The organism is Paraburkholderia terricola (assembly GCF_900142195.1).
GTDB lineage: Bacteria > Pseudomonadota > Gammaproteobacteria > Burkholderiales > Burkholderiaceae > Paraburkholderia > Paraburkholderia terricola.
In genome coordinates this window covers 54677-79705 of the sequence record NZ_FRAB01000015.1, presented here as the reverse complement: position 1 = coordinate 79705, position 25029 = coordinate 54677, and the positions used below count along the sequence as shown (strand labels likewise).

Below are 25029 nucleotides of genomic sequence, written 5' to 3'. Positions count from 1 at the left end.
CGCGCGTTAGCCGTTCGGCTTAGGGCGCGAATTCGGGAACGGCTTGCGCGGGTGTTCTGCGGGCCGCTGACCGGTTTCGCCGCCGACACGGAAGCGGCGCGGCCCGCCCGCTCGTCACGGACAAGCCGCGGCAAAACCGCAATGCGTCCCCCAGCGGAGCGGGCAAACCGCTGCAAGTTCGCGCGCGCCTTGCGCTATCGCAACCGCCTGGCCATTCGGCAGAGTCGAGCCCAGCCCCGGCTTGAGGGATAATACGAGTTTCCCCATTCGACATGGCCGCGCCGCATGGCATTCAGATGCGGGCGCCTTCATGCGCCCCGTTTTCCACGGCGCTGGCCACTGATTACCGCTGGACATACATGAGCATCGTCAATCTCGCCGCGTATCACTTCGCGACCATCGAAGACACCGCCGCATGGCGCCCGTTCGTCACCGAGCGCTGCGACGCGCTTGGCCTGCGCGGCACGATTCTGCTGGCGCCGGAAGGCATCAACCTGTTCGTCGCCGGCAGCCGCGAAGCCGCGGACGCGTTCATCGACTACATCCGTCACGACGCGCTGTTCGAAGGCAAGTTCGCGAATCTGCAATTCAAGGAAAGCCTCTCGGAGAAGCAGCCGTTTCGCCGCATGCTGGTCAAGCTCAAGCGCGAGATCATCACGATGAAAAAGCCGGCGATCCGTCCGGAGCTCGGCCGCGCGCCGTTCGTCGACGCGCCCACGCTGAAAAGCTGGCTGGATCGCGGCCACGACGATCAGGGCCGTCCGGTCGTGATGCTCGACACGCGCAACGCGTTCGAAGTCGACGTCGGCACGTTCGAGAACGCGCTCGACTACCGCATCACGAAATTCAGCGAGTTTCCTGAAGTGATCGAGCAGAACCGCGCCGATCTCGAGGGCAAGACGGTCGTGTCGTTCTGCACCGGCGGGATTCGCTGCGAGAAGGCGGCGATCCACATGAAGGAAGTCGGCATCGAGAACGTGTATCAGCTGGAAGGCGGCATCCTGAAGTATTTCGAGGAAGTGGGCGGCGCTCACTATCACGGCGACTGCTTCGTGTTCGATTACCGCACCGCGCTCAACCCGCAACTCGAACCCACCGCCACCGTGCAATGCTTCGGCTGCCGCGCCGTGGTGCCGCCCGAGGCGCAGGCGTCGCCAATGTACGTCGCGGGCAAGACGTGCCCGGCGTGTCATCCTGACAGCAAGGCGGCGCGCGCCGCATGACGGCTGCGTCGCGGGGCGCGACGAATGCCGGCCTTGGACAGCACGTCACGCGGCGGCTCCAACCCTACCATCGTGGAAAGCGCGGCTAATTGTGCTCAGGCTGCGGCGGCGCTTTCAGCGAGCCCATTGCTCTCAAACCCGGCCGCGGGCTGGTTCATGGCGGACCATGCGAACTTGCCGCCATTTCCGGCGCACACTGGCAACGCAATACGTCGTTCCGCGCTTTCACCGTAACCATCGATCCGAGCCATGACCTATCGCGGACGCTTCGCACCGTCGCCCACCGGGCCGCTGCATTTCGGCTCGCTGGTCAGCGCGCTCGCGAGTTGGCTGGACGCGCGCGCGCATGGCGGCGCATGGCTCGTTCGCGTCGAGGACATCGATCGCCCGCGCACGGTCTCAGGCGCCGCCAGGGACATCCTCGCGACCCTCGAACGCTTCGGCATGCACGCCGACGAGCCGCCGATCTGGCAAAGCACACGCATCGCGCGCTACGAGCAGGCGCTGGAGCAACTCAAAGCCCGCGGCCTGGTTTATCCCTGCGGCTGCACGCGCAAGGAAATCGCCGACTCGCTGTTGCACGCGCACGCGCGCAACACGACGCTCGCCTACCCCGGCACCTGCCGCGACGGTCTGCATGGCAAACCGGCGCGCGCGTGGCGCCTGCGCGTGCCCGACGGCGAGGCCGCCGTGATCACGTTCGAAGACCGCTGGCAGGGCACGCAGACGCAGAACCTCGCTACCGAGGTCGGCGATTTCGTCCTGAAACGCGCGGACGACCAATGGGCCTATCAACTGGCGGTGGTAGTCGATGACGCTGACGCGGGCATCACCCACATCGTGCGAGGCGCGGACCTGATGGATTCAACCGCGCGGCAGATTTATTTGCAGCGCTGTCTTGGCGCGCCGACGCCCGAGTATCTGCACGTGCCGGTCGTGACGAACGACCAGGGCGAAAAACTCAGCAAGCAAAACGGGGCGCAGGCGTTGGATGCCGGCAAACCGCTCGAAGCGCTGATCGCGGCGGCTCGCCATCTGGGACTCGACCTGAGCGGCCAGGCCCTTGGGACACTGGAGGGGTTTTATACCGCGGCAACGGCGGCATGGGCAGCACGCATGCGCGTGCGAATGAGCGTAAGCAAGTAAACGCGATGCGGGTTTCGAAGCCGCAGCCGCTCAGGAAGACGACTTCCTGGGCATGCCGAAGCCGCCCAGCAACGCAGCCAGCGGCTGCTTCGCAGACGTCTTCTGCGGAGCGGCGGAAGCCGCATCGGCCTCCTCGATCTTGCGAACCGAAGCAGGCGATGGCTCATACGGCTTGAGGAAGAAATCGTCCACAGGCTGCGCGCGATGGTGATGCGGCCGATCGAACGAGCCCGACGGAGCGCCCGAACGCCGGCGGCCGCCGCGCTCGTCACGAACCTCGCTGCGCTCACGGCGCGGCGCGCGCTCTTCGTGGTGATGCCGCACCGGCGTATCCACGGTCAGGCGTTGCACTTCCAGCGGCCGCTTGATGAGCTTCTCGATATCGGCAAGCTGCTTGCGCTCGTTCGGGCTGCACAGCGACAACGCGTCGCCGGAAGCGCCGGCCCGGCCGGTACGGCCGATCCGATGCACATAATCTTCCGCATTGAACGGCAAATCGAAATTGATCACCGCAGGCAGTTCCGCGATGTCGAGACCGCGCGCCGCCACGTCGGTGGCGACCAACGCTTCGATTTCGCCGCGCTTGAACGCGTCCAGCGCCTGCATGCGCTCGTTTTGCGAGCGGTCGCCGTGAATCGCGGTCGCGATCACGCCGTCGCGTTCGAGGCTGCGCGCGAGACGGCTCGCGCCGATCTTGCTGTTGCAGAACACGATCACCTGCTTCAGGCTGCGCTCGCGAATCAATTGAACGACCGCGCCGGTCTTGTCGCCCTCGGGAACCTCGAACACGATTTGCGTGACGTTGGTCGCGGTCGAATTGCTGCGCGCGACTTCGATCGTCTGCGGATCGCGCAGATAGGTTGCCGCGAGCTTCTTGATCTCGCCCGAGAACGTGGCCGAAAACAGCAGCGTTTGACGTTCTTTCGGCAGCAGGTTCAGGATGCGCTGCAAATCCGGCAGGAAGCCCATGTCGAGCATGCGGTCGGCTTCGTCGAGCACGAGGATCTGCACCTGGCCCAGGTTGGCGGTTTTCTGCTGCACGTGATCGAGCAGACGGCCCGGCGTGGCGATCAGAATTTCGACGCCGCGGCGCAGTTGCTCCGACTGGGGATTCATATCGACGCCGCCGAACACCACGGCGCTGCGCAGCGCGGTGTGCTTCGCGTAGGACTGCACGTTCGCGGCGACCTGGTCGGCCAGTTCGCGGGTCGGCGTGAGGATCAGCGCGCGCACCGGATGGCGGGCGGGCGATGCGCTCGTGCTGGCCTGCGGCAACAGACGCTGGATGATCGGCAGCGAGAAGCTCGCGGTCTTGCCGGTGCCGGTCTGCGCGGCGCCCATCACGTCTCGGCCGGCCAGCACGACGGGAATCGCCTGCGCCTGAATCGGCGTGGGAATGGTGTAGCCCGATTCCTTGACGGCTTTCAGGATGTCGGGCGCGAGGCCGAATTGATCAAAAGTCGCAGTGCTGGGCGTGACGGCTGTGTCGGACATGGTGGCTTTCGCTAAAAATGCGCTTGGCGCGTGCGCGCGGCAGCGGTCGGAACCGCAGAGGGCATCAGGATGAAGGCGGAGCCACGGCGTTCCGCACGGGACCCGTCGATATTGCGGGAAAAGAGCGGCCGGCTCCGGCCGGCGGAAACACCCGCCGGAAAGGCCGGTATTGTAGCACTCCAGCAAAAACACTCATGGCGCATGGGGCGGCTTTCTGCTTACGGGGCAAAAGCCGGCGGACGGCCCAGCCGCCGGTCTGCTCGTACGCGCCTGGCGCCGCGCCCTGCCGGATGGCGGCATCCCTCGCTGGCGAGCGTAGTTCGCGCAGGCGACAGTGGCGTGACAGCCGATTTCGCCGTGCGTGCCGGCATCGCGGTTCACCACGTTTCACGCATCACCATCAGGCGCAGCTCGGTCATATCCTCGATCGCGTAACGCACGCCTTCACGGCCGAGCCCCGAATCCTTCACGCCGCCATAGGGCATGTTGTCGACGCGGAACGACGGCACGTCGTTGATCACCACGCCGCCCACTTCGAGCAGGTCCCACGCGCGATGCGCGTGCGCGAGCGAATCGGTGAACACGCCGGCTTGCAGGCCGAAGTCGCTGTCGTTGACGGTGGCGAGCGCCGAGTCGAAATCGTCGAACCGCTCCAGGATCGCCACCGGCCCGAAAGCTTCCTTGCGATACAGATCGGTGTCGCGCCCGACGCCCTCAAGCAGCGTGGCCTCGAACATCGCACCCTCCACCTTGCCGCCCGCGACGATTGTCGCGCCCGCCAGCACCGCGCTCTCCATCCAGCCGGCGAGGCGTTTGGACTCCGATTCCGAGATCATCGGCCCGACGAAGGTCTTTTCGTCCTTCGGATCACCCATTACCAGCGATTTCGTCTTGGCGATCAGCTTCTCGCGCAGCGCCTCATAAACTGTCGCGTGCACCAGAATCCGCTGCACGCCGATGCAGCTCTGCCCCGACTGATAGAACGCGCCGAACGCGAGCCGCTCGACCACGTAGTCGAGTTTCTCGCCCTGATCGCCGTCGACGATCGCGGCGGCGTTGCCGCCGAGTTCCAGAATCACCTTCTTCTTGCCGGCCTTTTTCTTCAGTTCCCAACCCACCGCCGGCGAGCCGGTGAACGACAGCAGCTTGAAACGTTCGTCCGTGGTGAACAGATCGGCGCCGTCGCGATGCGCGGGCAAAATCGAGAACGCGCCTTTCGGCAAGTCGGTTTCCGCCAGAATCTCGCCCATGATCAGCGCGCCGACCGGCGTGCGGCTCGCCGGCTTCAGCACGAACGGCACGCCCGCGGCGATCGCCGGCGCGACCTTGTGCGCGGTCAGATTCAACGGAAAATTGAACGGCGAAATGAACGAGCACGGACCGATCGGCACACGCTTGACGTAGCCGTGATAGCCCTTTGCGCGCGGCGAAATCTGCAGATTGACGATTTCCCCATCGATGCGCACCGCCTCCTCGGCGGCCACCTTGAAGGTGTCGATCAGGCGCGTGACTTCGCCCTTGGAGTCGTTGATCGGCTTGCCGGCTTCGATGCATAGCGCGAGCGCCAGTTCGTCGTAGCGCTCGCGAAACCGCTTCACGCAATGTTCGAGCACCGCCTGGCGCTTGAACGGCGCAAAGGCGCGCAGCGCGGGCATGGCGTCGACGGCGTGGCCGATCGCCTTGTCGATCGCGGCGGCGTCGGCCATCGCCACGCGGGTCGCCACTTCGTCGCTGAATTTATCGGTGACTTCGAGATCGGTGTTCGCGGCCACCGCTTCGTTGGCGAGGTAGTAGGGATAAGTCTTCTGCAACATGACGCGTTCTCCTTTGCGGCATCCGGCTAACAGGAGCAACGAAGCCAAACGTTCATGCCCTGCCGCCATTCAGCCGCGCTCAATTCACGCTCGTTTCACACCCAATGCGAAGCCGGCCAGCGGTTCACCGAACCGCTCACAGTTGCGCGGAGAGCCGCTTGATCTCGCGATTCAACACGCGCTCGTTGTCGGAATAGTCGATCGGCAGATCGATCACATGCACGCCGGGCGTCGCGAAACATTCGCGCAGCAGGAGCGCGAACTCCGCCGCCGATTCGATCCGATGCCCCTGCGCGCCATAGCTCTGGGCATACGCGACGAAATCCGGGTTGCGCAGCGTCATGCCGTAGTCGGGGAAATTCATGTTCTCCTGCTTCCAGCGGATCATGCCGAACGCGTCGTCGCGCAAGATCAGGATCACCAGATCGAGCTTCAGACGCACCGCCGTTTCCAGTTCCTGCGAGTTCATCATGAAGCCGCCGTCGCCGCACACGGCCATGACCTTGCGGTCGGGATGCACGATCTTGGTCGCTATCGCGGAAGGCAAGCCCGCGCCCATCGAAGCCAGCGCGTTGTCGAGCAGCAGCGAATTCGGTTCGTGCGCGCGGTAGTAGCGCGCGAACCAGATTTTGTACATGCCGTTGTCCAGACACACGATGCCGTCCACGGGCGTGGTCTCGTAGACGTCGTTGACGATCCGCACCGGGTACATCGGGAAGCGGTCGTCGTGCTGGCCTTTCACGAGATGCTCCTCGAAGTGCTGCTTGATCTCCTTGAAGCGCGTGAAGTCCCAATGCTCCTTGCGCGCCTTGAGGCTTTCCTTCAACTGCCACACCGCGTTGGCGATGTCGCCGACCACCTCGATCTGCGGGAAGTACACGGTATCGACCTCCGCGCCGAGGAAGTTCACGTGAATCACCGTCTTCTCGCCCGCCTCGCCGCTGCGCATGAAGAACGGCGGCTTCTCGATCACGTCGTGGCCGACGTTGATGATGCAGTCCGCGTGCTCGATGGCGCGGTGCACGAAGTCGCCGTCCGACAGCGTGGCGTTGCCGAGCCACATCGGGTGCGATTCGTCGATCACGCCCTTGCCCATCTGCGTCGTGAAAAACGGAATGCCGATCTGGTCGACGAATTCGCGCAGCATCCTGGTCGTGGTCTTGCGGTTGCCGCCCGCGCCGATCATCAGCAACGGATGCTTCGCGTTCGTGATCGCCTCGACCGCGTGCGCCACCGCCTTTTCCTCGGCCACCGGACGGCGGCTGTAGCTCTTCGGGATCGGCTTGCCGTCGCCCTCTTCGTGCGCGACGTCCTCGGGCAATTCGAGGTGCGTGGCGCCGGGCCGTTCTTCTTCCGCCTGACGAACCGCTTCGCGCACCGCCGCCGGAATATTGCCGATCGACACGATCTGCCGCGTGTACTTGGTGAGCGGCTCCATCATCCGCACCACGTCGACGATCTGGAAATGCCCCTGCTTGCTCGATTTGATCGGCTTTTGCCCGGTGACCATCAGCATCGGCATGCCGCCCAGTTGCGCGTAGGCGGCGGCGGTCACGAAGTTGGTCGCGCCGGGGCCGAGCGTGGCGAGACACACGCCGGTGCGGCCGGTGAGACGCCCGTAAGTGGCGGCCATGAAGCCGGCCGCCTGCTCGTGGCGCGTGAGGATCAGACGGATTTTCGAGCGGCGCAGCGATTCGAGCAGATCGAGATTTTCCTCGCCGGGAATGCCGAACACATACTCGACGCCTTCAGCTTCCAGCGATTTGACGAACAGGTCGGATGCTTTCATGGAGGGTCTCGTTTGATGAAACGGAGGCGGGCCGTCAGCCCGGCCGCCAAGGGACATGAAGCAGAGGCGCAGGGAGCGCGCGGGAACACGACGACGCTCGCGCGGGCGGCGCGCGGCATGGCACGACGCAACGGCTAACGCCATGCCGGACAGCTTACTACTCGATGGGAAATGATGTGCGCCGACTGGCAGCGCCACAAGACAGGGGCAGGCAAGGCAGGCGGCGGTGCGGTTCGAGCGCGGCCGCCGCATCGGGTCAGCGATTGATGGTGATGCAGTCGGAGATCATGGGCGGCGCGTTCTCGCCGTCCATCGCGTCGTACAGGTCCGCGCGCGGACCCTTGGTCCACCAGGTGTAGCTGCCGGCCTGATACTTCGCGCCGGAAGCCGATAACGTGTTGACGAAAAGCAGTTGCTGGCCCTTCACGGGGACCAGCGCGAAACTCTGGCCGTTCGCCGTGTTCCAGTACGTGACTTGCAGAATCTTGCCGGTGGCGCAGGTGTATTTATGCGTCTGTCGGTTCTTGGTCCGAGTCTCGGCGAGAGGCAACGGCGCCGCCCATGCATTGCCGCACAGCGCCGCGAGAACCGCTGCCGTGCTTACCGCAACCAGCCATTTCTTCATTGGGTACCTCGATTGGTTTTTTGCTTATCGTGCCAGGCGGCACGCCGTCTGTCGCGGCGCGAGGCGCGGGCCTGACGATTGCCAATGAACCGCTTATGGATCGATCACCTCGGCGCACGCGTCGGTCGGCACCGCGGCGACATGCCCGACGAGCGGCACGATCTTCAAGCCGGCCGATGCCACGCGGCACGGCGCAGCCGCGAGACCGCACCCCGTCATGCCGAAGGACAACGCGAGCAGCACGCCGAATGCGCCGACCCGGCCGACGATGCCGCGTCGTGCGTCGTTACCCGGAATGCGGGGAATGCGGGGAATGCGGGATTCCGGGGTCATACTTGCCTCTGCTCCATGAACTGCGCTGGGCTGCAATGATTCAGGTTGCGCGGCGAGCCGGCCATGACGGCATGCACGCCGCGGCCTACTTCGCCGACACCGGCCGCACCGCCGCCGCGGCCTGCTTCGCGCGCGAGCGCGCTTCGTCCGTGTTCTCGCCGGTGGCGAGCGCCACGCCCATGCGGCGCTTGACGAAGCTCTCCGGCTTGCCGAAGAGCCGCAGATCGGCATTCGGCACGGCCAACGCCGCGGCGACGCCTTCGAAGGCGACGCCCGCTTCGTCGAGACCGCCGTAAATCACCGCCGACGCACCCGGCGCCCGCAGCGACGTATCCACCGGCAAACCGAGGATCGCACGCGCGTGCAGCTCGAACTCCGAGAAGCGCTGCGAGCACAGCGTGACGAGCCCCGTGTCGTGCGGACGCGGGCTCACTTCCGAGAACCATACGTCGTCGCCGCGCACGAAAAGTTCCACGCCGAACAGGCCCCGCCCGCCCAACGCGGCCGTCACCTTGTGCGCCACTTCGCGCGAACGTTCGAGCGCGAGCGCGCTCATCGGCTGCGGCTGCCACGATTCGACGTAATCGCCCGCGACCTGCACGTGGCCGATCGGGTCGCAGAAATACGTGCTGACTTCGCCGCTCGCCGGATCGATCGCGCGCACAGTGAGTTGCGTGATTTCATAGTCGAAGTCGATGAAGCCCTCGACGATCACGCGGCCATGATTCACGCGGCCGCCCGCCAGCGCGTATTGCCATGCGGGTTCGACGTCGGCGTCGCTTCTCAGCACCGACTGCCCCTTGCCCGACGACGACATCACCGGCTTTACCACGCACGGATAGCCGACCTTGGCGATGCCCGCGCGCAGTTCGTCGAGCGAATCGGCGAATGCGTAGGGCGAGGTCGGCAGGCCGAGTTCCTCGGCGGCGAGACGGCGGATGCCTTCGCGGTTCATCGTGAGCTGCGTGGCGCGCGCGGTCGGGATCACTTCGGCGAGACCGTCGGCTTCGATCGCGGCGAGCGCGTCGGTGGCGATCGCCTCGATCTCGGGGACGATCAGGTGCGGGCGCTCCTGCTCGACCAGCGCGCGCAGCGCGGCGCGATCGGTCATGTCGATCACGTGCGAGCGGTGCGCGACCTGGTGACCCGGCGCATTCGGATAACGGTCGACGGCGATCACCTCGACGCCCAGCCGTTGCAGCGCGATGATCACTTCCTTGCCGAGCTCGCCGGCGCCGAGCAGCATCACGCGCGTGGCGGAACCAGAAAGGGGCGTGCCGATCCGTTGGCCGATCTGCATGGGGTCTCCAGATAAAAGTCGGATGAGGGTGGGAATGGGGAGAACACGATGTTAACATGCGCACCCCGATGCACACCCCCATGCGCGACCCCGCCCCGAACGCCCGAACACACGCGGCTCGCCCGCGCGTTCGTTCGCGCAGGGGTCGAGCAAACGCATCGGATGCGCTCGATCAGCATTGCGCACGCCGGCGCGCTCGCGCGCGGCGAGCCGAGTGCGTTACCCTTACGCCTTCGCCAGTTTGAAGAGGAACGACGCCATGCTCCAAAGCTCCTCCGCGCGACGTGCCGCGCGCTTCGCGCCGTATGCGCGCACCGCCATCGCCGCGTTGAGCGTCGCCGCGCTATTGAGCGCCTGTGCGATCCCGAAACACCCCGACTCGGAAGCGCCGGCGCCCGATCCGTTCAACCCCGCCGCCACGCAGCTACTCGACGACACGAGCTGGGTGCTAGCCGGCTGGAAACAGGCCGACGGCACGGCGCGCGCGGTGCCGTCCGCGGATCGGGGCGGGCCGATCACGCTCGCGCTCTCGACCGCCACCGGTCAGCGCCACGTCAGCGGCTTTTCCGGCTGCAACCGCTACATGGGCTCGTATGCGCTGAAGGATGGCAAGCTGAGCTTCGGCACGCTGGGCGGCACGCGCATGGCATGCGCGACGCCGGGCGGCCAGATCGAAAGCGCGTATCTGAACGCGCTCACGCACATCGAGCGCACTGGCGTTCAAATGCGCGCGCCGCAGCAGATGCAACTCGTGCTCGACAACGGCGACACGCTGACGTTCGAGCGCGCAGCCAAATGACCGGCCGCGCGCGAAGCGCGGTGGTCCGGCAGATGGCTGCCAGGGTGGCTCGATGGTCAAACTGTTAAGCGCATGGGACCGCGCCGGCAAGGCTGTAATCGGAGCGGTCCGCCAAAGTCGCGCGGGCTGCCGCGGCAGCCGTTATTTTTCACCGACGGCGGGCCGCTCGGCGGCCCGCTTTCCCACTGGACGCAAACATAGTTGCGTCTGCCTTCGAAGCATCGTGCTTCGCCGGTTTAAACTCGACGGATTGCGTTTTCGCGCGTCCGTCATTCGTTGATGTCTAGCATGCACACGGTAGTTTTCGGCTGGTTCGGCGGGTCGGCCGTCTGGTTCATTCCTCTTTTGTGGCGGCTCGTGAAGTCGATGCTGCCGGGCGGCGCGGGTTTGCGCGGCCCCGGCACGATCCGCCTGTGGCTCGGCTTCGTCTGCGTGATCGTGGCGAGCTGCACGCTGGAGGCCTCGCTGATCGCCGCGACCGGCATGAATGGCTTCGGCCATGCGCTGGCGGCGGGCATCGGCCGTCTGCTCGGGCAGATCGGCACGCCGCTCGCGGCGCTTGCGCTGCTCGCGATCAGCCTGCCCTGGCTGATCGATTTCCGCTGGCGCGACGTGGCGGTGTGGGCCGACGGCGCATTCGGCCTCGGCCTGTCGCGCGGCCTCGCCAAACGCGACGAGGAGGCGCGCCGGCATCGCAGCGTCGTCGACGATGGTTTGACGTCGCATGTCTCGCCGGCCACCAATACGATGGCGCCCAAAAGCAATGGACGTTATGCGCGCCCGACGGTGTGGCGGCCGCCGGCGAGCGGACGCGGCGCGGGGCCTGGCTCGGCTGGCGCGATCGCATCGCCCGGCTCGGCGGCGGGCAAGGATGCGGCGACGCGTGGCGCCGGTGCGAATTGGCGCGCGGGTGCGAGCACGAGCACGCGCGCAGGTAGGCAAGCCGAGCCGGTCTTGCGCACGGGCACCGCCACGCCGCCGCGGCATGTGCAGACGCAGACGCAACCGCTAAACGCGGACAAGGCTGCATGGATGCCGACGGAACCTGTCGCGCCGGCTGGATGGTTGCGCGAGCAGACGTCGCGCGCGGTCGGGGCTGCGGCGGGGGGAGTTGGGTCGGTTGGCCAAAGTAGCTCACTTGGCGTCAATGGGTCGGCTGGCTCGCTTAGCTCGGCTAACTCGACTGGCTCGGCTGGCTCGGCTGGCTCGGCTGGCTCGACTAACTCGGCTGGCTCGGCTGGCTCGGCGGCTCGCGACAGCGCATCACAGCCTGGCCGCCGCCTGGCCGACGAGCAACGGCCAGCGGGATCGCCGGGTGCGGGCACGGGACTAGCCGGTGTGGCAGCGGGCTTGGCGGGTTCATCAGTCGCTGCCGCCGCGCTAGCTAAGACGGCGCAGGCGGCAACGGGCACGGCTGCGAACCTGGCTGGGAATTCGATCGCCCATTCCGCCACCCGCGTTGGCCATCAGTCGGCGACGCAGGGCGCCACAAGCGCCGACGCTCCAACAAACCGCTCGACTATCTCCAGGCAACCGTTCCCGCCTGGCGAGCGCGCAAACGACAGCGCGTCGACGCCGGCCACGCATCGCTCGGCCTCGACGGCGCCCAGCTACACGCGGCCGATGCCGACAGCGCAGAAGGTCACGCCGCCCGCCAGCGTCCAGGAAACGCTGCGCAGCATCGCGGAAAACGCCGCGCGCTGGACGGACATCGCCGGCGTGAGCCTCGCGCGCAACAGCGGTGCCGACAGCGCGAAAACTGCGACGGCTTCGGCGAACGCCGTGCCGTCTATTGAAGAAGCCGGGCAATCGAGCGTGGGCTCGCCGCTTGACGGTGAGGTCGCCACAAGTCCGGCATCGGCGCCCCGCGCGCACGCAACTTCGCTGAACCTGGCCGACGACGCCGCCCCGGACTATCCGTCGATGCCAGAGCCGGCCGCCACGCCGCGAGCCGAAGCCGGGGCCGAGGCGTCGTCCGCGACGAGCCACGAGCCGGTCGTGCAATGGCCGATCGAAGCGCCGGCGATTCGGCCGCCGCTGTCGAGCGAACCCATCGCCGCGCACGCATCGGTGCAAACATCGCAGCAAGCGGCGCGGACCATCACGCCTACGCCGTTCCAGGTCTTCGCAGCGCAGTCGCACGCGAGCGGCGCGTCAACCGACGCGGCAACGTTCGAGAACGACTCGACGCCAATTGCCGCTACCGCCGGCAGCCATTCGAATCCGCACGCCGAACCGGCGCAGCCCGTCGACCAACCGGCAAACCCTTCGCAAGTCACAGCGCCGAAGCTTGCTGCCGCCGCCACGGCGACGGCGGATGAAGAGAACCTCAGCGAATTGCATCGGGAAGGCGCGCGGCAATTCGCTGCGCCGGCTGTGCCTTTGGACGCCCCAACACCGCAAGTCGCAGTCGACGCGACACGGCCGTTCGGTCCATCCTCAGCCCTTTCGCAGACTTCGACGCCAGATGCTCTCGCCGTCGGCGATTCGGCAGGAACCGCCACGGCCGGGACGCAACCAGCCGACTCTCCTGCCCTCCCCGATGGAGCAGCCCGCAACGGAGCGATTCTTGCCGCCGCGCGCCAGCCGGAGAGCGTCGCGTCGCAGCCGTCAAACGTGGTTCGCTTCCCCGGCTTCGCTGTTCGGGCGGAGCCGTCGGCGTCCGCGACAATGGAAGACGAACCCGCCGTTGAGCCGGTTGACGCGCTGGCCGCTTCGGCAACTCCGGCTGTCACGGCAGCGCCGGCAGCATTGGCCGCTTCGAGTGCATTTAGCGTGCGTGAGACGCCTGCCCAGCATGAAGCACCAGAAACCCCGACCCTGCCATCACGAGCCCACCTCGCAGCCGAGCCATCCACGGAAACGGCCGAACCCGCGGAACCCGCCGAGGTCACCATCCCGCGCGTTCCGCTGCGCGGCCACGTCCCGGCCAACGGCTTCGAATTCCGCGCGCCCGCGGCGTCGATGGTCGAGTTGCCGACGCTCGATCTGCTCGCGCGCGCGGATACCGACGTCGAACCCGTCTCCGAGGAAAAGCTCATCGAAACCGGCCTGCTGATCGAGCAGCGGCTACAGGAATTCAAGGTGCCGGTCACCGTGGTCGGCCATTCGGCCGGTCCGGTCATCACGCGCTTCGAGGTCGAACCGGCGCTCGGCGTGCGCGGCAGCCAGATCGTCGGGCTCATGAAGGACCTGTCGCGCGGCCTCGGCCTCACCTCGATCCGCGTGGTCGAGACGATTCCCGGCAAGACCTGCATGGGCCTCGAACTGCCGAACGCCAAGCGTCAAACGATCCGCCTGTCGGAAATTCTCGAAGCCAGCGTCTATCAGAACTCGCATTCGCAGTTGACGCTGGCGATGGGCAAGGACATCACCGGCCATCCGGTGGTCGCCGATCTGGCGAAGGCGCCGCACATGCTCGTCGCGGGCACCACGGGTTCGGGCAAGTCGGTGGCGATCAACGCGATGATCTGCTCGCTGCTCTACAAGGCGACGCCCGAGGAAGTGCGCCTCATCATGATCGATCCGAAGATGCTCGAACTCTCGGTGTATGAAGGCATTCCGCATCTGCTCGCGCCGGTCGTCACCGATATGAAGCTCGCGGCCAACGCGCTGAACTGGTGTGTGGGCGAAATGGAAAAGCGCTACCGGTTGATGTCGGCGGTCGGCGTGCGCAATCTGCCCGGTTTCAATCAGAAAATCCGCGATACGGAAGCGAAAGGCAAGAAGCTCGGCAACCCGTTCTCGCTGACGCCGGAAGCGCCCGAGCCGCTCGCGCCGCTGCCGCTGATCGTGGTGGTGATCGACGAACTGGCCGACCTGATGATGGTCGCCGGCAAGAAGATCGAAGAGCTGATCGCGCGGCTCGCGCAGAAGGCGCGCGCCGCCGGCATCCACCTGATTCTGGCGACGCAGCGGCCCTCGGTGGATGTGATCACCGGGCTCATCAAGGCGAACATTCCGACGCGCGTGGCGTTCCAGGTGTCGTCGAAGATCGACTCGCGCACGATTCTCGATCAGATGGGCGCGGAATCGCTGCTCGGCCAGGGCGACATGCTGTTCCTGCCGCCGGGCACCGGCTACCCGCAGCGCGTGCATGGCGCGTTCGTCGCCGACGAGGAAGTGCATCGGATCGTCGAGTATCTGAAGCAGTTCGGCGAGCCGCAATACGAGGAAGGCATTCTCGACGGCCCGGCCACCGAAGGCGGCGCGGCGCAGGACCTGTTCGGCGATTCGCCGGATGCGGAAGCCGATCCGCTCTACGACGAAGCCGTCGCTTTCGTGGTGCGCACGCGGCGCGCGTCGATCTCGTCGGTGCAGCGGCAGTTGCGCATCGGCTATAACCGAGCGGCGCGTCTCGTCGAGCAGATGGAAACCGCGGGGCTGGTGTCGGCGATGGGCATCAACGGCAGCCGCGAGGTGCTCGCGCCGGGGCCGGCGGAATGATCCCGCGAGGCGGGCGATCGTGACCGGCGACGGTTAGCCGTCACCTTCGCCGCTAGAACAACGGGCCGCTTGCAAAGCGGCCCGTTGTTCATTCGACGCGTGTTCCAGACACACGCGTCATCAACACTCACGACGGCGAAACCAGCTTGAAGTCCACCGGCGAGCCGACGTCGAAGCGCTTCGGATTCGCTTCGAGCAAACCGCTCTGCTGATTGCGCCTGAACACGTACACGGTGTCGCTGTTCTGATTGCCGACGATCAGCCACTTGCCGGTCGGGTCGATCGCGAACTCGCGCGGCGACTTGCCGAGACTCGATTGATGTCCGACCTTCTTCAGATGACCGTTGGCGGGATCGACCGAGAAGATCACGATCTCGTTCGCGTCGCCGCGATTCGTGGCGTACAGAAAGCGCCCGTCCGGCGAGAGGTGGATCGCCGCGGCGCCCACCGCGCCCTTGAAGCCCGGCTCGGTCAGCGAAAGCGTCTGCACTTGCGTGAGCTTGCCGTCGTCATGATTGAAGACGCTGACCGTGGCGTTCAGTTCGCTCGTCAGATACGCTTGCTTGCCGTCCGCGCCGAACACTAGATGACGCGGACCCGTGCCCGCCTTCGCCTGGGTGTAGCGCCAGTCGGTCGGGCCGAGCAGGCCGCGGCTGCCGTCGGGCGTGTAGCGGTACGAGTAGAGCTTGTCCGCGCCCAGGTCCTGAGCGAGCAGATAGCGGCCGTCCGGCGAGAACACGGTGGAGTGCACATGCGAGTTGTCCTGGCGTCCCTTCACCGGACCGCTGCCCTCGTGGTGCACCGTGAGCACCGACGCGCCGACCTGGCCGTCGGCCTGTACAGGGAACACCGCGAAACTGCCGCCGGGGTCGGCCGCTACCGAGTAGTTCGCGCTCAGCAAGTACTTGCCGTCCGGCGACAGGCTCAGATAACACGGGTCGTTGCCGTCCGCCGAGACCTTGTTGAGGAACGTGAGCTGACCGCTCGCGGCGTCGAAGCGAAACGCGCTGATGCCGCCGCGCTGCGTGGCGGGGCCGTTGTCGCCAGGCAATTCGTTGACCGCGTAGACGAAGCGGCGATCGCGGCTCACCACCAGGTAAGAGGGGTTGACCGTCTGCGCGACCGACACGCGGGTCGCCTCGCCCGTCTTCGTGTCGAAGCGGTAGACGTACAAGCCCTCGCTCTTGCCGCCGGTATAGGTGCCGATCAGCATGTTGTAGACGCCGTCCGCGGGAGCCGCGCCGGACTCTTGTGCAAACGCATGCGAAGCGGCGATCGAGACCATGAGCACGAAACCTTTTATGATCGAGCGGGCGGACAGGCGAGACGCGGATTCAGCAGCACGAGGCGGGCGGGGACCGGCGACGGCGGGCGCCGCGGCCCGGTGACGACGAAGCATATGAGACCTCCTCAACATGGGTTATTCGGTTGTAATGGTGTCCATGGTCTGCCGCGCGTACAGTCGAGCGTTGTTTTTATCGAGGCAAGTATAAAAGCGTTGCGCCGGATCATGCAGCGAATCCGGCTATCGCTAAGCGGCTGCACGGTACTTGGTTGCATGTGCAGCAATTGTCCCGCCTCGCGGGGTGTTTTTTCCAATCGCCTTTCACGCGTTCACACCATCACGCGTTCACACCAGGGAGTCTTCATGAACGTCACACTCAGCCTCGGCCCGCTCGTTTCGCTGATCGCCGGTATTTTGATTCTCGTCATGCCGCGGCTCTTGAACTACATCGTCGCGCTTTATCTGATCATCATCGGGATCATTGGAATCTTCGGCGTGGGGGCGTCGCACTTCTGAGCGGCGGCGGACGGTCACCGCGTTCAGTTGTTCAAGGCAACGCGGCAAGAGGCGCTAAACCGGGCGGCGGCGCCGGCCGGTTTAGCGTCCGAGTGGCATGGCTGACGCGCGCAAGCGCACGCGCGGCGGCGAGGCTTGGCGCGAGTTGGTGAAAGCGGACGAGAACGGCAAAACTGAAGAGGAAACCAGGCAACAAGGCGAGGCGGCGTGGCGGCGGGTGCGGCCGGACCGGCGCGTCTCGCCCGCGCGAGCGTGCGCTGAGCGCCGCCCGCTCATCGGGTGAGCCAGCACGGGTTCAGCCCGATCTCAACCGATACTTAGCCGTTGCACAGTTGTTCGAGCCGCAAGCGACCCTGCAACGACAGCGCGCCGACGGCATAATGACCGTCACCTTCCTGATAGCGCCGGAAGCAGGCCCGCTCGGTCAGAAAGGCGGCGGCGGTCAGCATGCCGTTGCGGCTCAAACCGAGACGGCTGGGATCGAGCGGCAACATGGAATCGTCGGCAAGTTCGCTGGCGGCCGAGAGAATTGTGATGCAATCGGATTTCGACGGATTCAGCATAGCTTTGGTCCCCGGAAACAGTGTTGCACGCTCCATGAGCCAGGACGACGAGCGCTTTGACAAGCCCCCGCGCACCGGTTTGAAATCAGATTGTAGGCAGGGATTTGACAGTTTACCAAGCCGCGTTTTGCCGCATTGCGTGCTGAACCCAACGCGCATGACTCGGGTCCCACACCACAATGACTGACAACGAACCCAAGCGACGCGCCCGTCGCGCGCGCATTACGGACACGCCCTCCATGCCCGCACCCATCGAAGACTATGCGCTCATCGGCGACGGCCATACCGCCGCGCTCGTCTCCCGCGAAGGTTCCGTCGACTGGCTCTGCTGGCCGCGCTTCGATTCGGGCGCCTGCTTCGCCGCCTTGCTCGGCACGCCCGACAACGGCCGCTGGCAGATCTGCCCCGCTTCCGACACGCCGTTCACGGTCACGCGCCGCTATCGCGGCGAGACCCTGGTCCTCGAGACGGATTTCGAAACGCCCGAGGGCGCGGTCACGCTGATCGACTTCATGCCGCCCGGCAACGGCTGGTCGGAAATGGTGCGCATCGTGGTCGGCAAACGCGGCACGGTCCGTATGAAGATGGAACTGGTGCTGCGCTTCGACTACGGCTTTTCGATTCCATGGGTCGACCGCCTGAAATGCGACAACGGCATCAAGGCGATCGTCGGTCCCGATACCGCCGTGCTGCGCACGTCGGCGGACCTGCGCGGCGAGAACATGAAAACGCTCGCCGAATTCACGGTGAGCGAAGGCGAGCGCGTGCCGTTTTCGCTCGCGTATGCGGCGTCGCATCTGCGGATTCCGCCGGCCCGCGATCCGCATTCGTCGCTCGCGCGCACCGAGAATCACTGGCTCGAATGGTCGGCGCGCTGCACCATCGAAGGTCGATGGGCCGAGCCGATCCGCCGTTCGCTGATCACGCTGAAAGCGTTGGCATACGAACCGACCGGCGGCATCGTCGCGGCACCCACGACCTCGCTGCCGGAACAGCTCGGCGGCACGCGCAACTGGGACTACCGCTATTGCTGGCTGCGCGACGCGACCATCACGCTGCTCGCCATGATGCGCGGCGGCTATTACGACGAAGCACGCGCGTGGCGCAGCTGGCTCGGCCGCGTGATGGCGGGCGCGCCGGACCAGTTGCAGATCATGTACGGGCTCGCCGGCGAACGGCGCCTGCCCGAGTTCGAGATCGACTGGCTCCCCGGCTATCAGGGTGCGAAGCCGGTGCGGATCGGCAACAACGCGGTCGGCCAGCGCCAGCTCGACGTCTACGGCGAAGTGATGAACGCGCTGCATCTGGCGCGCGTTGGCGGCCTGCAGGCGGACGACACCGCGTGGAACGTGCAGCGCGCGTTGCTGCGCCACCTGGAGACCATCTGGGAAGAGCCGGACGAGGGTATCTGGGAAACGCGCGGCGGCCGTCAGCATTTCACTTTCTCGAAGGTGATGGCGTGGGTCGCTTTCGACCGCGCGATCCAGTCGGCTGAAATGTTCAAGCTCGACGGCCCGCTCGACGAATGGCGCGCCACCCGCGCCAAAATCCACGCGCAAGTTTGCGAAAAGGCGTGGAATCCCGCGCTCAACGCGTTTTCCCAGTACTACGGCAGCGATCAGCTCGATGCGAGCGTGCTGCTGCTGCCGCTGCTCGGCTTCCTGCCGCCGCACGACCCGCGCGTCAAGGGCACGGTGGCGGCGATCGAGCGGGACCTGATGCGCGACGGCTTCGTGATGCGCTACCGCACCACCGAATACGACGACGGCCTGCCGCCCGGCGAAGGCACGTTTCTCGCTTGCTCGTTCTGGATGGTGGACAATCTCGCGTTGCAAGGCCGCATGACTGAAGCGGTCGCGATGTACGAAAGACTGCTCGGGCTGTGCAACGACGTCGGCTTGCTGGCGGAAGAGTATGATCCGATCGCTGGGCGGCTGGTGGGCAACTTCCCGCAGGCGTTTTCCCACGTGGCGCTGGTGCATACCGGCCTGAACCTGACGAAGCACGAACAGGAGATGGCGCGGGCCACCGGGCAACCGTCCCATAACGGCACAGGTGGGGAGGAACTTAAGTCTGCGGCAAGCCCCGATAGCGGCGCGGCAACATCGCCAGTAGCATGATTTAATGGCAATTTGCGGGTCGCCGCACGTAAATTGCTGCTTTGCACAAGCACGCTTTGTTCGATATGATCAAACAGACTGTCGGCCAAAAAACAAAGTGCCTTCAACCTAATGGCCCGCTGCAACGCCACACGCGTGTTTGCGAAGCCCCCATGCGAACCGCTTAGAAACCGGAGCACCCATGCTCTACCAATTTCACGAATTCCAGCGGGCGATGTTGAGCCCCCTTACCGCCTGGGCTCAGGCTGCGTCGAAATCGTTCGCGAATCCGGCCAGTCCATTGGCCTATGTGCCTGGCGCCACGCGCCTCTCGGCCGGTTACGAACTGCTCTACCGGCTCGGCAAGGACTACGAGAAGCCCGAGTTCAACCTCCATCAGATCGTCAAGGACGGGCATAACATCCCGATCATCGAACAGACGATCATCGAGAAGCCGTTTTGCCGGCTGATGCGCTTCAAGCGTTTCGCGGACGACAGCGACGCCGTCACCCAACTAAAGGACGAGCCGGTCGTGCTGGTCTGCGCGCCACTGTCGGGGCACCACGCCACGTTGCTGCGCGACACCGTGCGCACGTTGCTGCAAGACCACAAGGTCTACCTGACCGACTGGATCGACGCCCGCATGGTGCCGCTCGAAGCCGGCGAGTTTCATCTGGACGACTACGTCGCCTATATTCAGGAGTTCATCCGCCACATCGGCGCGAAGAACCTGCACGTCATCTCGGTGTGTCAGCCTACCGTGCCGGTGCTCGCCGCCATTTCGCTGCTCGCGAGCCGCGGTGAGGACACGCCGCGCACCATGACGATGATGGGCGGCCCGATCGACGCGCGCAAGAGTCCGACCTCGGTCAACTCGCTCGCCACCCAGCACTCGTATGAATGGTTCGAGAACAACGTGATCTTCACCGTGCCGCCGAACTATCCGGGCGTGGGGCGCAAGGTCTACCCAGGCTTCCTGCAGCACACCGGCTTCGTCGCGATGAATCCGGAACGTCACGCGGCCTCGCATTGGGACTTCTATCAGAGCCTCTTGCGCGGTGACGAGGACGACGCGGAAGCGCATCGCCGCTTCTACGACGAATACAACGCCGTGCTCGACATGGACGCGAACTATTACCTCGACACGATCCGCGTGGTGTTCCAGGAGTTCCGTCTTGCCGAGGGCACGTGGGACGTGGCCGGGCAACGGGTGCGTCCGCAAGACATCACCAGGACCGCGCTCTTCACGATCGAGGGCGAGCTGGACGACATTTCCGGCGACGGTCAAACCTATGCCGCGCACCATCTGTGCACCGGCATTCCGGAGAAGAACAAGCAGCACTTCACCGCGGAAAAGTGCGGACACTACGGCATTTTCTCGGGCCGCCGCTGGCGCACCATCATCTATCCGCAGTTGCGCGACTTCATTCTCGAGCACAACAAGGCGCCGAACGTAGCGAAGGAAAAAGTCGAAGCCTGAGCACCGCAGGCATGATGCAGAACAACGGCCCCTCTCACGGGGCCGTTGTCGTTTCTGACGCTGGGGCTGGGCTCGACAGCTTGGTCCCTGACGTTCTTACGCGGTCCGCGGGTAACCGGCGGCCTATTTCCGCAACAGATACGCGAGCAGCAACTCGGTGTTCATCTGCACGACTTCGCTGCGTTCGCTCGCGCTGCTGAAATCGCGGCCGAGCGTTGCCTCGAGCGTGAAGCGGTTCGACACGATGTAGTAGCCCATGCCCGAGAGCGTCACGTAAAAGCGCAGCGGGTCGACGTTGCTGCGAAACAGCCCCGCGCGCTGGCCCCGTTCCAGAATGGCGCCGAGCGTGGCGACGATCGGCGAGATCATTTCGCGGATGCGCGTGGACTTCTGCATATACCGCGCCTCATGCAAATTCTCGTTGTTCACGAGACGCAGCAACTCGGGATGGTCACGGTAGTAATCCCAAACGAAATGCGCGAGACGCGTGATGGCCTCGACCGGCGCCACGCCGTTCAGTTCGAGCGTTCGTTCGGCTTCATTGAGCGCGCTGAACGCGTGCTCCAGTACCGCGGTGAATAGCTGCTCCTTGCTACCGAAGTAGTAGTACAGCATGCGTTCATTCGTTTCCGCCCGGCGGGCGATCTGATCGACGCGTGCGCCGAACAACCCACCATTTGCAAACTCTTCGGCCGCCGCAAGCAGAATGCGGCGCCGCGTGCCTTCAGGATCTCTTTTGATTTTCGGCTGATTCATGGTGGCATCGTCTTCGTGAGCCGCGTTATCCGGATCGCGCCGCCGGCCTCTCTCGGGCCTTGCACCGACAGCGTTGAACGGGCGCGCCATGGTTGGGGGTCACCCTCGTGCGGTCTTTCGAAAAAGCGCTTCGATTATGGCACATCGATTGCGGATGGCAATTGGGGAAATCGGCGATAATGTGCTATTTAGTTCAAGCTGTGCGGCCGCAAGGCAAGCCCCAACGTCGTGACCGTGACAGAGATCAAAACACTCGCAGATCGCATCGAAGATCTGCTGCCCCAAACGCAATGCACGAAGTGCGGCTACCCCGCGTGCCGTCCTTATGCCGAAGCCGTTGCGAGCGGCGAGGCCAATTACAACCAGTGTCCTCCCGGCGGCGCCGAGGGCGTCGCGCGCCTCGCCGCACTGCTCGGCAAACCGGTGATCCCGCTCAATTCCGCCAATGGCGTCGAACGGCCGCGTCCGCTGGCGGTTATCGACGAACAGGTTTGCATCGGCTGCACGCTGTGCATGCAGGCCTGTCCGGTGGACGCGATAGTTGGCGCACCGAAGCAGATGCATACGGTGATCGCGGAACTCTGCACCGGTTGCGACCTGTGTGTGCCGCCCTGTCCGGTCGATTGCATTTCGATGCTGCCGGTCACCGCTGAGGCAACCGGCTGGAACGCATGGAGCCAGGCTCAGGCCGACGCCGCGCGCGAGCGCCACACCCGGCGCGAAGCCCGCCTTGCGCACGAACGCGAAGCGGCCGAAGCACGTGCGGCGGCGCGGCGCGCCGGCAGCGGCGCCAGCGCCCAAGCGCCGCAAGCCGGCGCCGAACAAGCATCCACCGCGCCCGCCACACCCGCCGCGGACGACGCCGAAGCGAAAAAACGCGCGATCATCCAGGCCGCGCTCGAACGCGCGCGCAAGAAGAAGGAAGAACTGGCCGCCAAAGGCCAGGGCCCGCAGAACACCGAACGCGTCAGCGCCGACGTGCAGGCGCAGATCGACGCCGCCGAAGCACGCCGCCGCCGTCTAGGACTCGCCGCGGGCGACAGCGACACGCCGTCCACGAAGCGCTAACCTCACCTCCACGCACCTGCCCGCTCCGCATGAACGCGAACAAACGCCGCGCCATCTACGAGACGTTTCAGAGTCTCAATCCGCATCCCACGACCGAACTCGAGTACACCACGCCGTTCGAATTGCTGATTGCGGTGCTGCTGTCGGCGCAGGCCACCGATGTCTCGGTCAACAAGGCAATGCGCAAGATGTTCCCGGTCGCGAATACGCCGCAAAAGATTCTCGATCTCGGCGAGGAAGGCGTGGCCGACTACATCAAGACCATCGGTCTTTATCGGACCAAGGCCAAGAACGTCATTGCGACCTGCCGCATTCTGCTCGACCGGTATGGCGGCGAGGTGCCGGAGAATCGCGAAGCGCTCGAAAGCCTGCCGGGGGTTGGCCGGAAGACGGCCAACGTGATCCTGAACACGGCGTTCGGCCATCCGACCATGGCGGTCGACACGCACATCTTTCGGGTTGCCAATCGAACCGGGCTCGCGCCCGGCAAGGACGTGCGCGCGGTGGAAACGGCGCTGGAGAAATTCACGCCCGCGGAATTCAAGCAGGATGCGCACCACTGGTTGATCCTGCATGGCCGCTACGTCTGCAAGGCGCGCCGGCCCGAGTGCTGGCATTGCGTGATCGAGCCGCTGTGCGAATTCCGGCCGAAGACGCCGCCGCCGGATCTCTGAGGGCGGGAATGCCACGGCGCCAGGCATCGCCAGCAGGCCGCCTGGCCCCGGCGTAAAATGGCGCCCTGCACTCGCGCTTCATGCACGTCGCAAGCTTCACGCGCCGTGCACGCGTCAAACCAACCGCACCGGTCCCACGATGTTCAATCCCAGCCGTGACGAAGTCCGCCTCTTTTTCACCGACACCTGGCGCAAACAGCGTCAAGGCGAGATCCTGACGCCGCTCGAAGCGATCGCCGCCGACTGGATCGTCGAACATCCCGAATACCACGCCGATCTGACCGACGGCGAAGCCGCACAGGCCCAGGACTACTCGCCCGAACGCGGCCAGACCAATCCGTTCCTGCATCTGTCGATGCACCTGGCGATTACGGAGCAGTTGTCGATCGACCAGCCGCCCGGCATCCGCGCGGCGCACGAGCGGCTCGCCGCACGCCTCGGTTCGACGCACGAGGCGCAGCACGCGATCATGGATTGCCTCGGCGAAACCATCTGGGAAGCGCAGCGCACCGGCACGCCGCCGGACACCGACGCGTATTTGCAGCGCATCGAGCAGCGCGCCACGCGCGACTGAGGCCGGCGCGCGAATCACGAGCCCCAAAGCACGACACCCCGCAAAAGCGGGGTGTCGTTCAATCTGGAACCAGCGCGCGAGCAGCGCGCACGCCGTTACTTCTTCTGCACCAGATCGCCGTCCAGCGATTCGACATACGCGGCGATGTCCTTCATGTCGCTCAACGAGAGACTTTGCACCTGGGCCTGCATGATCGCGTTATTGCGGCCGAGATGCGGGTTGCCGTTGCCCATCTGGTATTGACGCAGCGCCCAGTAGACGTAGTCGGCGTGCTGACCGGCGAGCTTCGGATACTCCGGGCTCACCGGCTTGTTCAGGTTGACGCCGTGGCAAGCCGCGCAGTTGTGGCTGTCGGACAGCACCTTGCCGTTGCCTGCGTCAGCGGCATGGGCGACGTTCGCTGCAATCAGACCGATCACTGCCGCCGACGCGCATGCAGCCTTGAACACCGTGTGGAGTGCCTGTTGGGGCTTATTCATGAATTCTCCTATCCCGCGAATATAAATAACCGAGTGACTGGACGGATGACCGACGCCGATCACTTGTCGGGATTGTTCTTCGAAGAGGAATTTTGCGCCGCGTAGTAGGCGGCGATGTCGGCGATGTCCTGATCCGATAGCGACGCGGTGATCGCGCGCATCGTTTCGAAATGGCGATCGCCCTTCTTGTAGCCGTGCAGCGCGTTCGCGAGGTACGCCTGATTCTGGCCGCCGAGCATGGGCACGCGGTAGACCTCAGGGTAAGCCGTGCGGTATTCAGGGATGCCGTGGCAGCCAATACACATCGCGACCTTGCCTTGGCCCGCCTTCGCGTTGCCGACGACATCCGCTGCCTGCGCACTGGCCGCATAGCCCGCGAGCACCGACAGCGCTGCGATCACGACGTGTTTGCCGACGAATTTATTCATAGCATGTAACCTGGCTTGAGGGGAAACGGGCGCCCAAAAAGGCAACGGCCCGCGCCGTTCTTCTTGTAGGGTAGCCACGCAGGCCAAAAAAATCGGGCTAATTGTACCGCGACGCCGCGCCGAACGTCCACCGCGCGG

Annotated in this window: 21 protein-coding genes and 1 pseudogene; 11 read left to right on the top strand and 11 right to left on the bottom strand. The window is 65.3% G+C overall.

Annotation, left to right across the window (positions count from 1 at the left end; genetic code table 11):
- Positions 1-359: 359 nt before the first annotated feature.
- Together BUE39_RS15320 and gluQRS are read left to right on the top strand one after the other, a co-directional pair.
- A complete protein-coding gene (locus tag BUE39_RS15320; protein WP_073429589.1) occupies positions 360-1223 on the top strand; it encodes a sulfurtransferase in 864 nt (287 codons plus the stop codon).
- A gap of 249 nt (positions 1224-1472) precedes the next feature.
- Positions 1473-2369, top strand: a complete 897-nt coding sequence (gene gluQRS / locus BUE39_RS15315) for a tRNA glutamyl-Q(34) synthetase GluQRS (RefSeq protein ID WP_073429510.1) — start codon at positions 1473-1475, stop codon at positions 2367-2369.
- Positions 2370-2399: 30 nt separating this feature from the next.
- Here gluQRS and BUE39_RS15310 read toward each other — a convergent pair whose 3' ends face one another.
- The 6 genes from BUE39_RS15310 to purT all read right to left on the bottom strand — a co-directional run bounded on the left by BUE39_RS15310 (position 2400) and on the right by purT (position 9724).
- Positions 2400-3863: a DEAD/DEAH box helicase gene (locus BUE39_RS15310; RefSeq protein ID WP_073429509.1), complete on the bottom strand. Its 1464-nt coding sequence runs from the start codon at positions 3861-3863 to the stop codon at positions 2400-2402.
- Between the two features lie 377 nt (positions 3864-4240).
- Positions 4241-5677 (bottom strand): aldehyde dehydrogenase family protein, encoded by a 1437-nt coding sequence (locus BUE39_RS15305; protein WP_073429508.1) that lies wholly within the window; start codon positions 5675-5677, stop codon positions 4241-4243.
- A gap of 136 nt (positions 5678-5813) precedes the next feature.
- Positions 5814-7466, bottom strand: a complete 1653-nt coding sequence (locus BUE39_RS15300; protein ID WP_073429507.1) for an acetolactate synthase large subunit — start codon at positions 7464-7466, stop codon at positions 5814-5816.
- 256 nt (positions 7467-7722) lie between these two features.
- Positions 7723-8091, bottom strand: a complete 369-nt coding sequence (locus BUE39_RS15295; RefSeq protein ID WP_073429506.1) for an MliC family protein — start codon at positions 8089-8091, stop codon at positions 7723-7725.
- A gap of 93 nt (positions 8092-8184) precedes the next feature.
- Positions 8185-8424, bottom strand: coding sequence for a DUF6726 family protein (locus BUE39_RS15290; protein ID WP_235004881.1), 240 nt, complete (start codon positions 8422-8424; stop codon positions 8185-8187).
- Between the two features lie 85 nt (positions 8425-8509).
- Positions 8510-9724: a formate-dependent phosphoribosylglycinamide formyltransferase gene (gene purT, locus BUE39_RS15285; protein ID WP_073429505.1), complete on the bottom strand. Its 1215-nt coding sequence runs from the start codon at positions 9722-9724 to the stop codon at positions 8510-8512.
- Positions 9725-9983: 259 nt separating this feature from the next.
- On the opposite strand from purT, the gene BUE39_RS15280 reads away from it, so the two are divergent.
- Together BUE39_RS15280 and BUE39_RS36065 are read left to right on the top strand one after the other, a co-directional pair.
- Positions 9984-10523, top strand: coding sequence for an META domain-containing protein (locus tag BUE39_RS15280; protein WP_073429587.1), 540 nt, complete (start codon positions 9984-9986; stop codon positions 10521-10523).
- Positions 10524-13130: 2607 nt separating this feature from the next.
- Positions 13131-14969, top strand: a pseudogene (locus BUE39_RS36065) (DNA translocase FtsK); the annotation flags it as partial.
- A 127-nt stretch (positions 14970-15096) separates the two neighbouring features.
- On the opposite strand, the gene BUE39_RS15270 reads toward BUE39_RS36065, so the two are convergent.
- On the bottom strand, positions 15097-16368 hold the full coding sequence (locus BUE39_RS15270) for a lactonase family protein (protein ID WP_073429503.1): 1272 nt from the start codon (positions 16366-16368) through the stop codon (positions 15097-15099).
- A 249-nt stretch (positions 16369-16617) separates the two neighbouring features.
- Here BUE39_RS15270 and BUE39_RS15265 point away from each other — a divergent pair, with 249 nt between their 5' ends.
- Both BUE39_RS15265 and BUE39_RS15260 read left to right on the top strand, forming a co-directional pair.
- The gene (locus tag BUE39_RS15265; RefSeq protein ID WP_073429502.1) at positions 16618-16770 is read left to right on the top strand and encodes a DUF3096 domain-containing protein; all 153 of its coding nucleotides are present in this window, start codon (positions 16618-16620) and stop codon (positions 16768-16770) included.
- Between the two features lie 97 nt (positions 16771-16867).
- Positions 16868-17053, top strand: coding sequence for a hypothetical protein (locus BUE39_RS15260; protein ID WP_073429501.1), 186 nt, complete (start codon positions 16868-16870; stop codon positions 17051-17053).
- A 34-nt stretch (positions 17054-17087) separates the two neighbouring features.
- Here the strand turns inward: BUE39_RS15260 and BUE39_RS15255 are convergent, their stop codons facing one another.
- A complete protein-coding gene (locus BUE39_RS15255) occupies positions 17088-17333 on the bottom strand; it encodes a hypothetical protein (RefSeq protein WP_073429500.1) in 246 nt (81 codons plus the stop codon).
- Between the two features lie 239 nt (positions 17334-17572).
- On the opposite strand from BUE39_RS15255, the gene BUE39_RS15250 reads away from it, so the two are divergent.
- Together BUE39_RS15250 and BUE39_RS15245 are read left to right on the top strand one after the other, a co-directional pair.
- A complete protein-coding gene (locus tag BUE39_RS15250) occupies positions 17573-19453 on the top strand; it encodes a glycoside hydrolase family 15 protein (RefSeq protein ID WP_073429586.1) in 1881 nt (626 codons plus the stop codon).
- A gap of 181 nt (positions 19454-19634) precedes the next feature.
- Entirely contained in the window at positions 19635-20912 is a 1278-nt protein-coding gene (locus tag BUE39_RS15245; protein WP_073429499.1) for a polyhydroxyalkanoate depolymerase, read from the top strand.
- Positions 20913-21035: 123 nt separating this feature from the next.
- Here the strand turns inward: BUE39_RS15245 and BUE39_RS15240 are convergent, their stop codons facing one another.
- Complete coding sequence (locus tag BUE39_RS15240; protein WP_073429585.1) at positions 21036-21668, bottom strand: TetR/AcrR family transcriptional regulator; 633 nt, start codon at positions 21666-21668, stop codon at positions 21036-21038.
- A gap of 234 nt (positions 21669-21902) precedes the next feature.
- Here BUE39_RS15240 and rsxB point away from each other — a divergent pair, with 234 nt between their 5' ends.
- The 3 genes from rsxB (at position 21903) to BUE39_RS15225 (ending at position 23984) form a co-directional block, all read left to right on the top strand.
- Positions 21903-22736 (top strand): electron transport complex subunit RsxB, encoded by an 834-nt coding sequence (gene rsxB / locus BUE39_RS15235; RefSeq protein WP_073429584.1) that lies wholly within the window; start codon positions 21903-21905, stop codon positions 22734-22736.
- A gap of 29 nt (positions 22737-22765) precedes the next feature.
- Positions 22766-23410 (top strand): endonuclease III, encoded by a 645-nt coding sequence (gene nth / locus BUE39_RS15230; RefSeq protein ID WP_073429498.1) that lies wholly within the window; start codon positions 22766-22768, stop codon positions 23408-23410.
- Between the two features lie 139 nt (positions 23411-23549).
- The gene (locus BUE39_RS15225; RefSeq protein ID WP_073429497.1) at positions 23550-23984 is read left to right on the top strand and encodes a DUF1841 family protein; all 435 of its coding nucleotides are present in this window, start codon (positions 23550-23552) and stop codon (positions 23982-23984) included.
- A gap of 95 nt (positions 23985-24079) precedes the next feature.
- Here BUE39_RS15225 and BUE39_RS15220 read toward each other — a convergent pair whose 3' ends face one another.
- Complete coding sequence (locus tag BUE39_RS15220) at positions 24080-24463, bottom strand: c-type cytochrome (RefSeq protein ID WP_073429496.1); 384 nt, start codon at positions 24461-24463, stop codon at positions 24080-24082.
- Between the two features lie 59 nt (positions 24464-24522).
- Entirely contained in the window at positions 24523-24891 is a 369-nt protein-coding gene (locus BUE39_RS15215) for a c-type cytochrome (protein ID WP_073429495.1), read from the bottom strand.
- Positions 24892-25029: the final 138 nt, after the last annotated feature.

Excerpts from the sequence above, each read along its gene's own strand:
- gluQRS (WP_073429510.1), top strand. The coding sequence starts at position 1,473 with ATGACCTATCGCGGACGCTTCGCACCGTCGCCCACCGGGCCGCTGCAT.
- BUE39_RS15300 (WP_073429507.1), bottom strand. The coding sequence starts at position 7,466 with ATGAAAGCATCCGACCTGTTCGTCAAATCGCTGGAAGCTGAAGGCGTC.
- BUE39_RS15250 (WP_073429586.1), top strand. The coding sequence starts at position 17,573 with ATGCCCGCACCCATCGAAGACTATGCGCTCATCGGCGACGGCCATACC.
- BUE39_RS15280 (WP_073429587.1), top strand. The coding sequence starts at position 9,984 with ATGCTCCAAAGCTCCTCCGCGCGACGTGCCGCGCGCTTCGCGCCGTAT.
- BUE39_RS15320 (WP_073429589.1), top strand. The coding sequence starts at position 360 with ATGAGCATCGTCAATCTCGCCGCGTATCACTTCGCGACCATCGAAGAC.
- nth (WP_073429498.1), top strand. The coding sequence starts at position 22,766 with ATGAACGCGAACAAACGCCGCGCCATCTACGAGACGTTTCAGAGTCTC.
- BUE39_RS15245 (WP_073429499.1), top strand. The coding sequence starts at position 19,635 with ATGCTCTACCAATTTCACGAATTCCAGCGGGCGATGTTGAGCCCCCTT.
- BUE39_RS15265 (WP_073429502.1), top strand. The coding sequence starts at position 16,618 with ATGAACGTCACACTCAGCCTCGGCCCGCTCGTTTCGCTGATCGCCGGT.
- BUE39_RS15310 (WP_073429509.1), bottom strand. The coding sequence starts at position 3,863 with ATGTCCGACACAGCCGTCACGCCCAGCACTGCGACTTTTGATCAATTC.
- BUE39_RS15305 (WP_073429508.1), bottom strand. The coding sequence starts at position 5,677 with ATGTTGCAGAAGACTTATCCCTACTACCTCGCCAACGAAGCGGTGGCC.
- BUE39_RS15220 (WP_073429496.1), bottom strand. The coding sequence starts at position 24,463 with ATGAATAAGCCCCAACAGGCACTCCACACGGTGTTCAAGGCTGCATGC.
- BUE39_RS15225 (WP_073429497.1), top strand. The coding sequence starts at position 23,550 with ATGTTCAATCCCAGCCGTGACGAAGTCCGCCTCTTTTTCACCGACACC.
- BUE39_RS15240 (WP_073429585.1), bottom strand. The coding sequence starts at position 21,668 with ATGAATCAGCCGAAAATCAAAAGAGATCCTGAAGGCACGCGGCGCCGC.
- BUE39_RS15270 (WP_073429503.1), bottom strand. The coding sequence starts at position 16,368 with ATGCTTCGTCGTCACCGGGCCGCGGCGCCCGCCGTCGCCGGTCCCCGC.
- BUE39_RS15260 (WP_073429501.1), top strand. The coding sequence starts at position 16,868 with ATGGCTGACGCGCGCAAGCGCACGCGCGGCGGCGAGGCTTGGCGCGAG.
- BUE39_RS15255 (WP_073429500.1), bottom strand. The coding sequence starts at position 17,333 with ATGCTGAATCCGTCGAAATCCGATTGCATCACAATTCTCTCGGCCGCC.
- BUE39_RS15295 (WP_073429506.1), bottom strand. The coding sequence starts at position 8,091 with ATGAAGAAATGGCTGGTTGCGGTAAGCACGGCAGCGGTTCTCGCGGCG.
- BUE39_RS15215 (WP_073429495.1), bottom strand. The coding sequence starts at position 24,891 with ATGAATAAATTCGTCGGCAAACACGTCGTGATCGCAGCGCTGTCGGTG.
- BUE39_RS15290 (WP_235004881.1), bottom strand. The coding sequence starts at position 8,424 with ATGACCCCGGAATCCCGCATTCCCCGCATTCCCCGCATTCCGGGTAAC.
- purT (WP_073429505.1), bottom strand. The coding sequence starts at position 9,724 with ATGCAGATCGGCCAACGGATCGGCACGCCCCTTTCTGGTTCCGCCACG.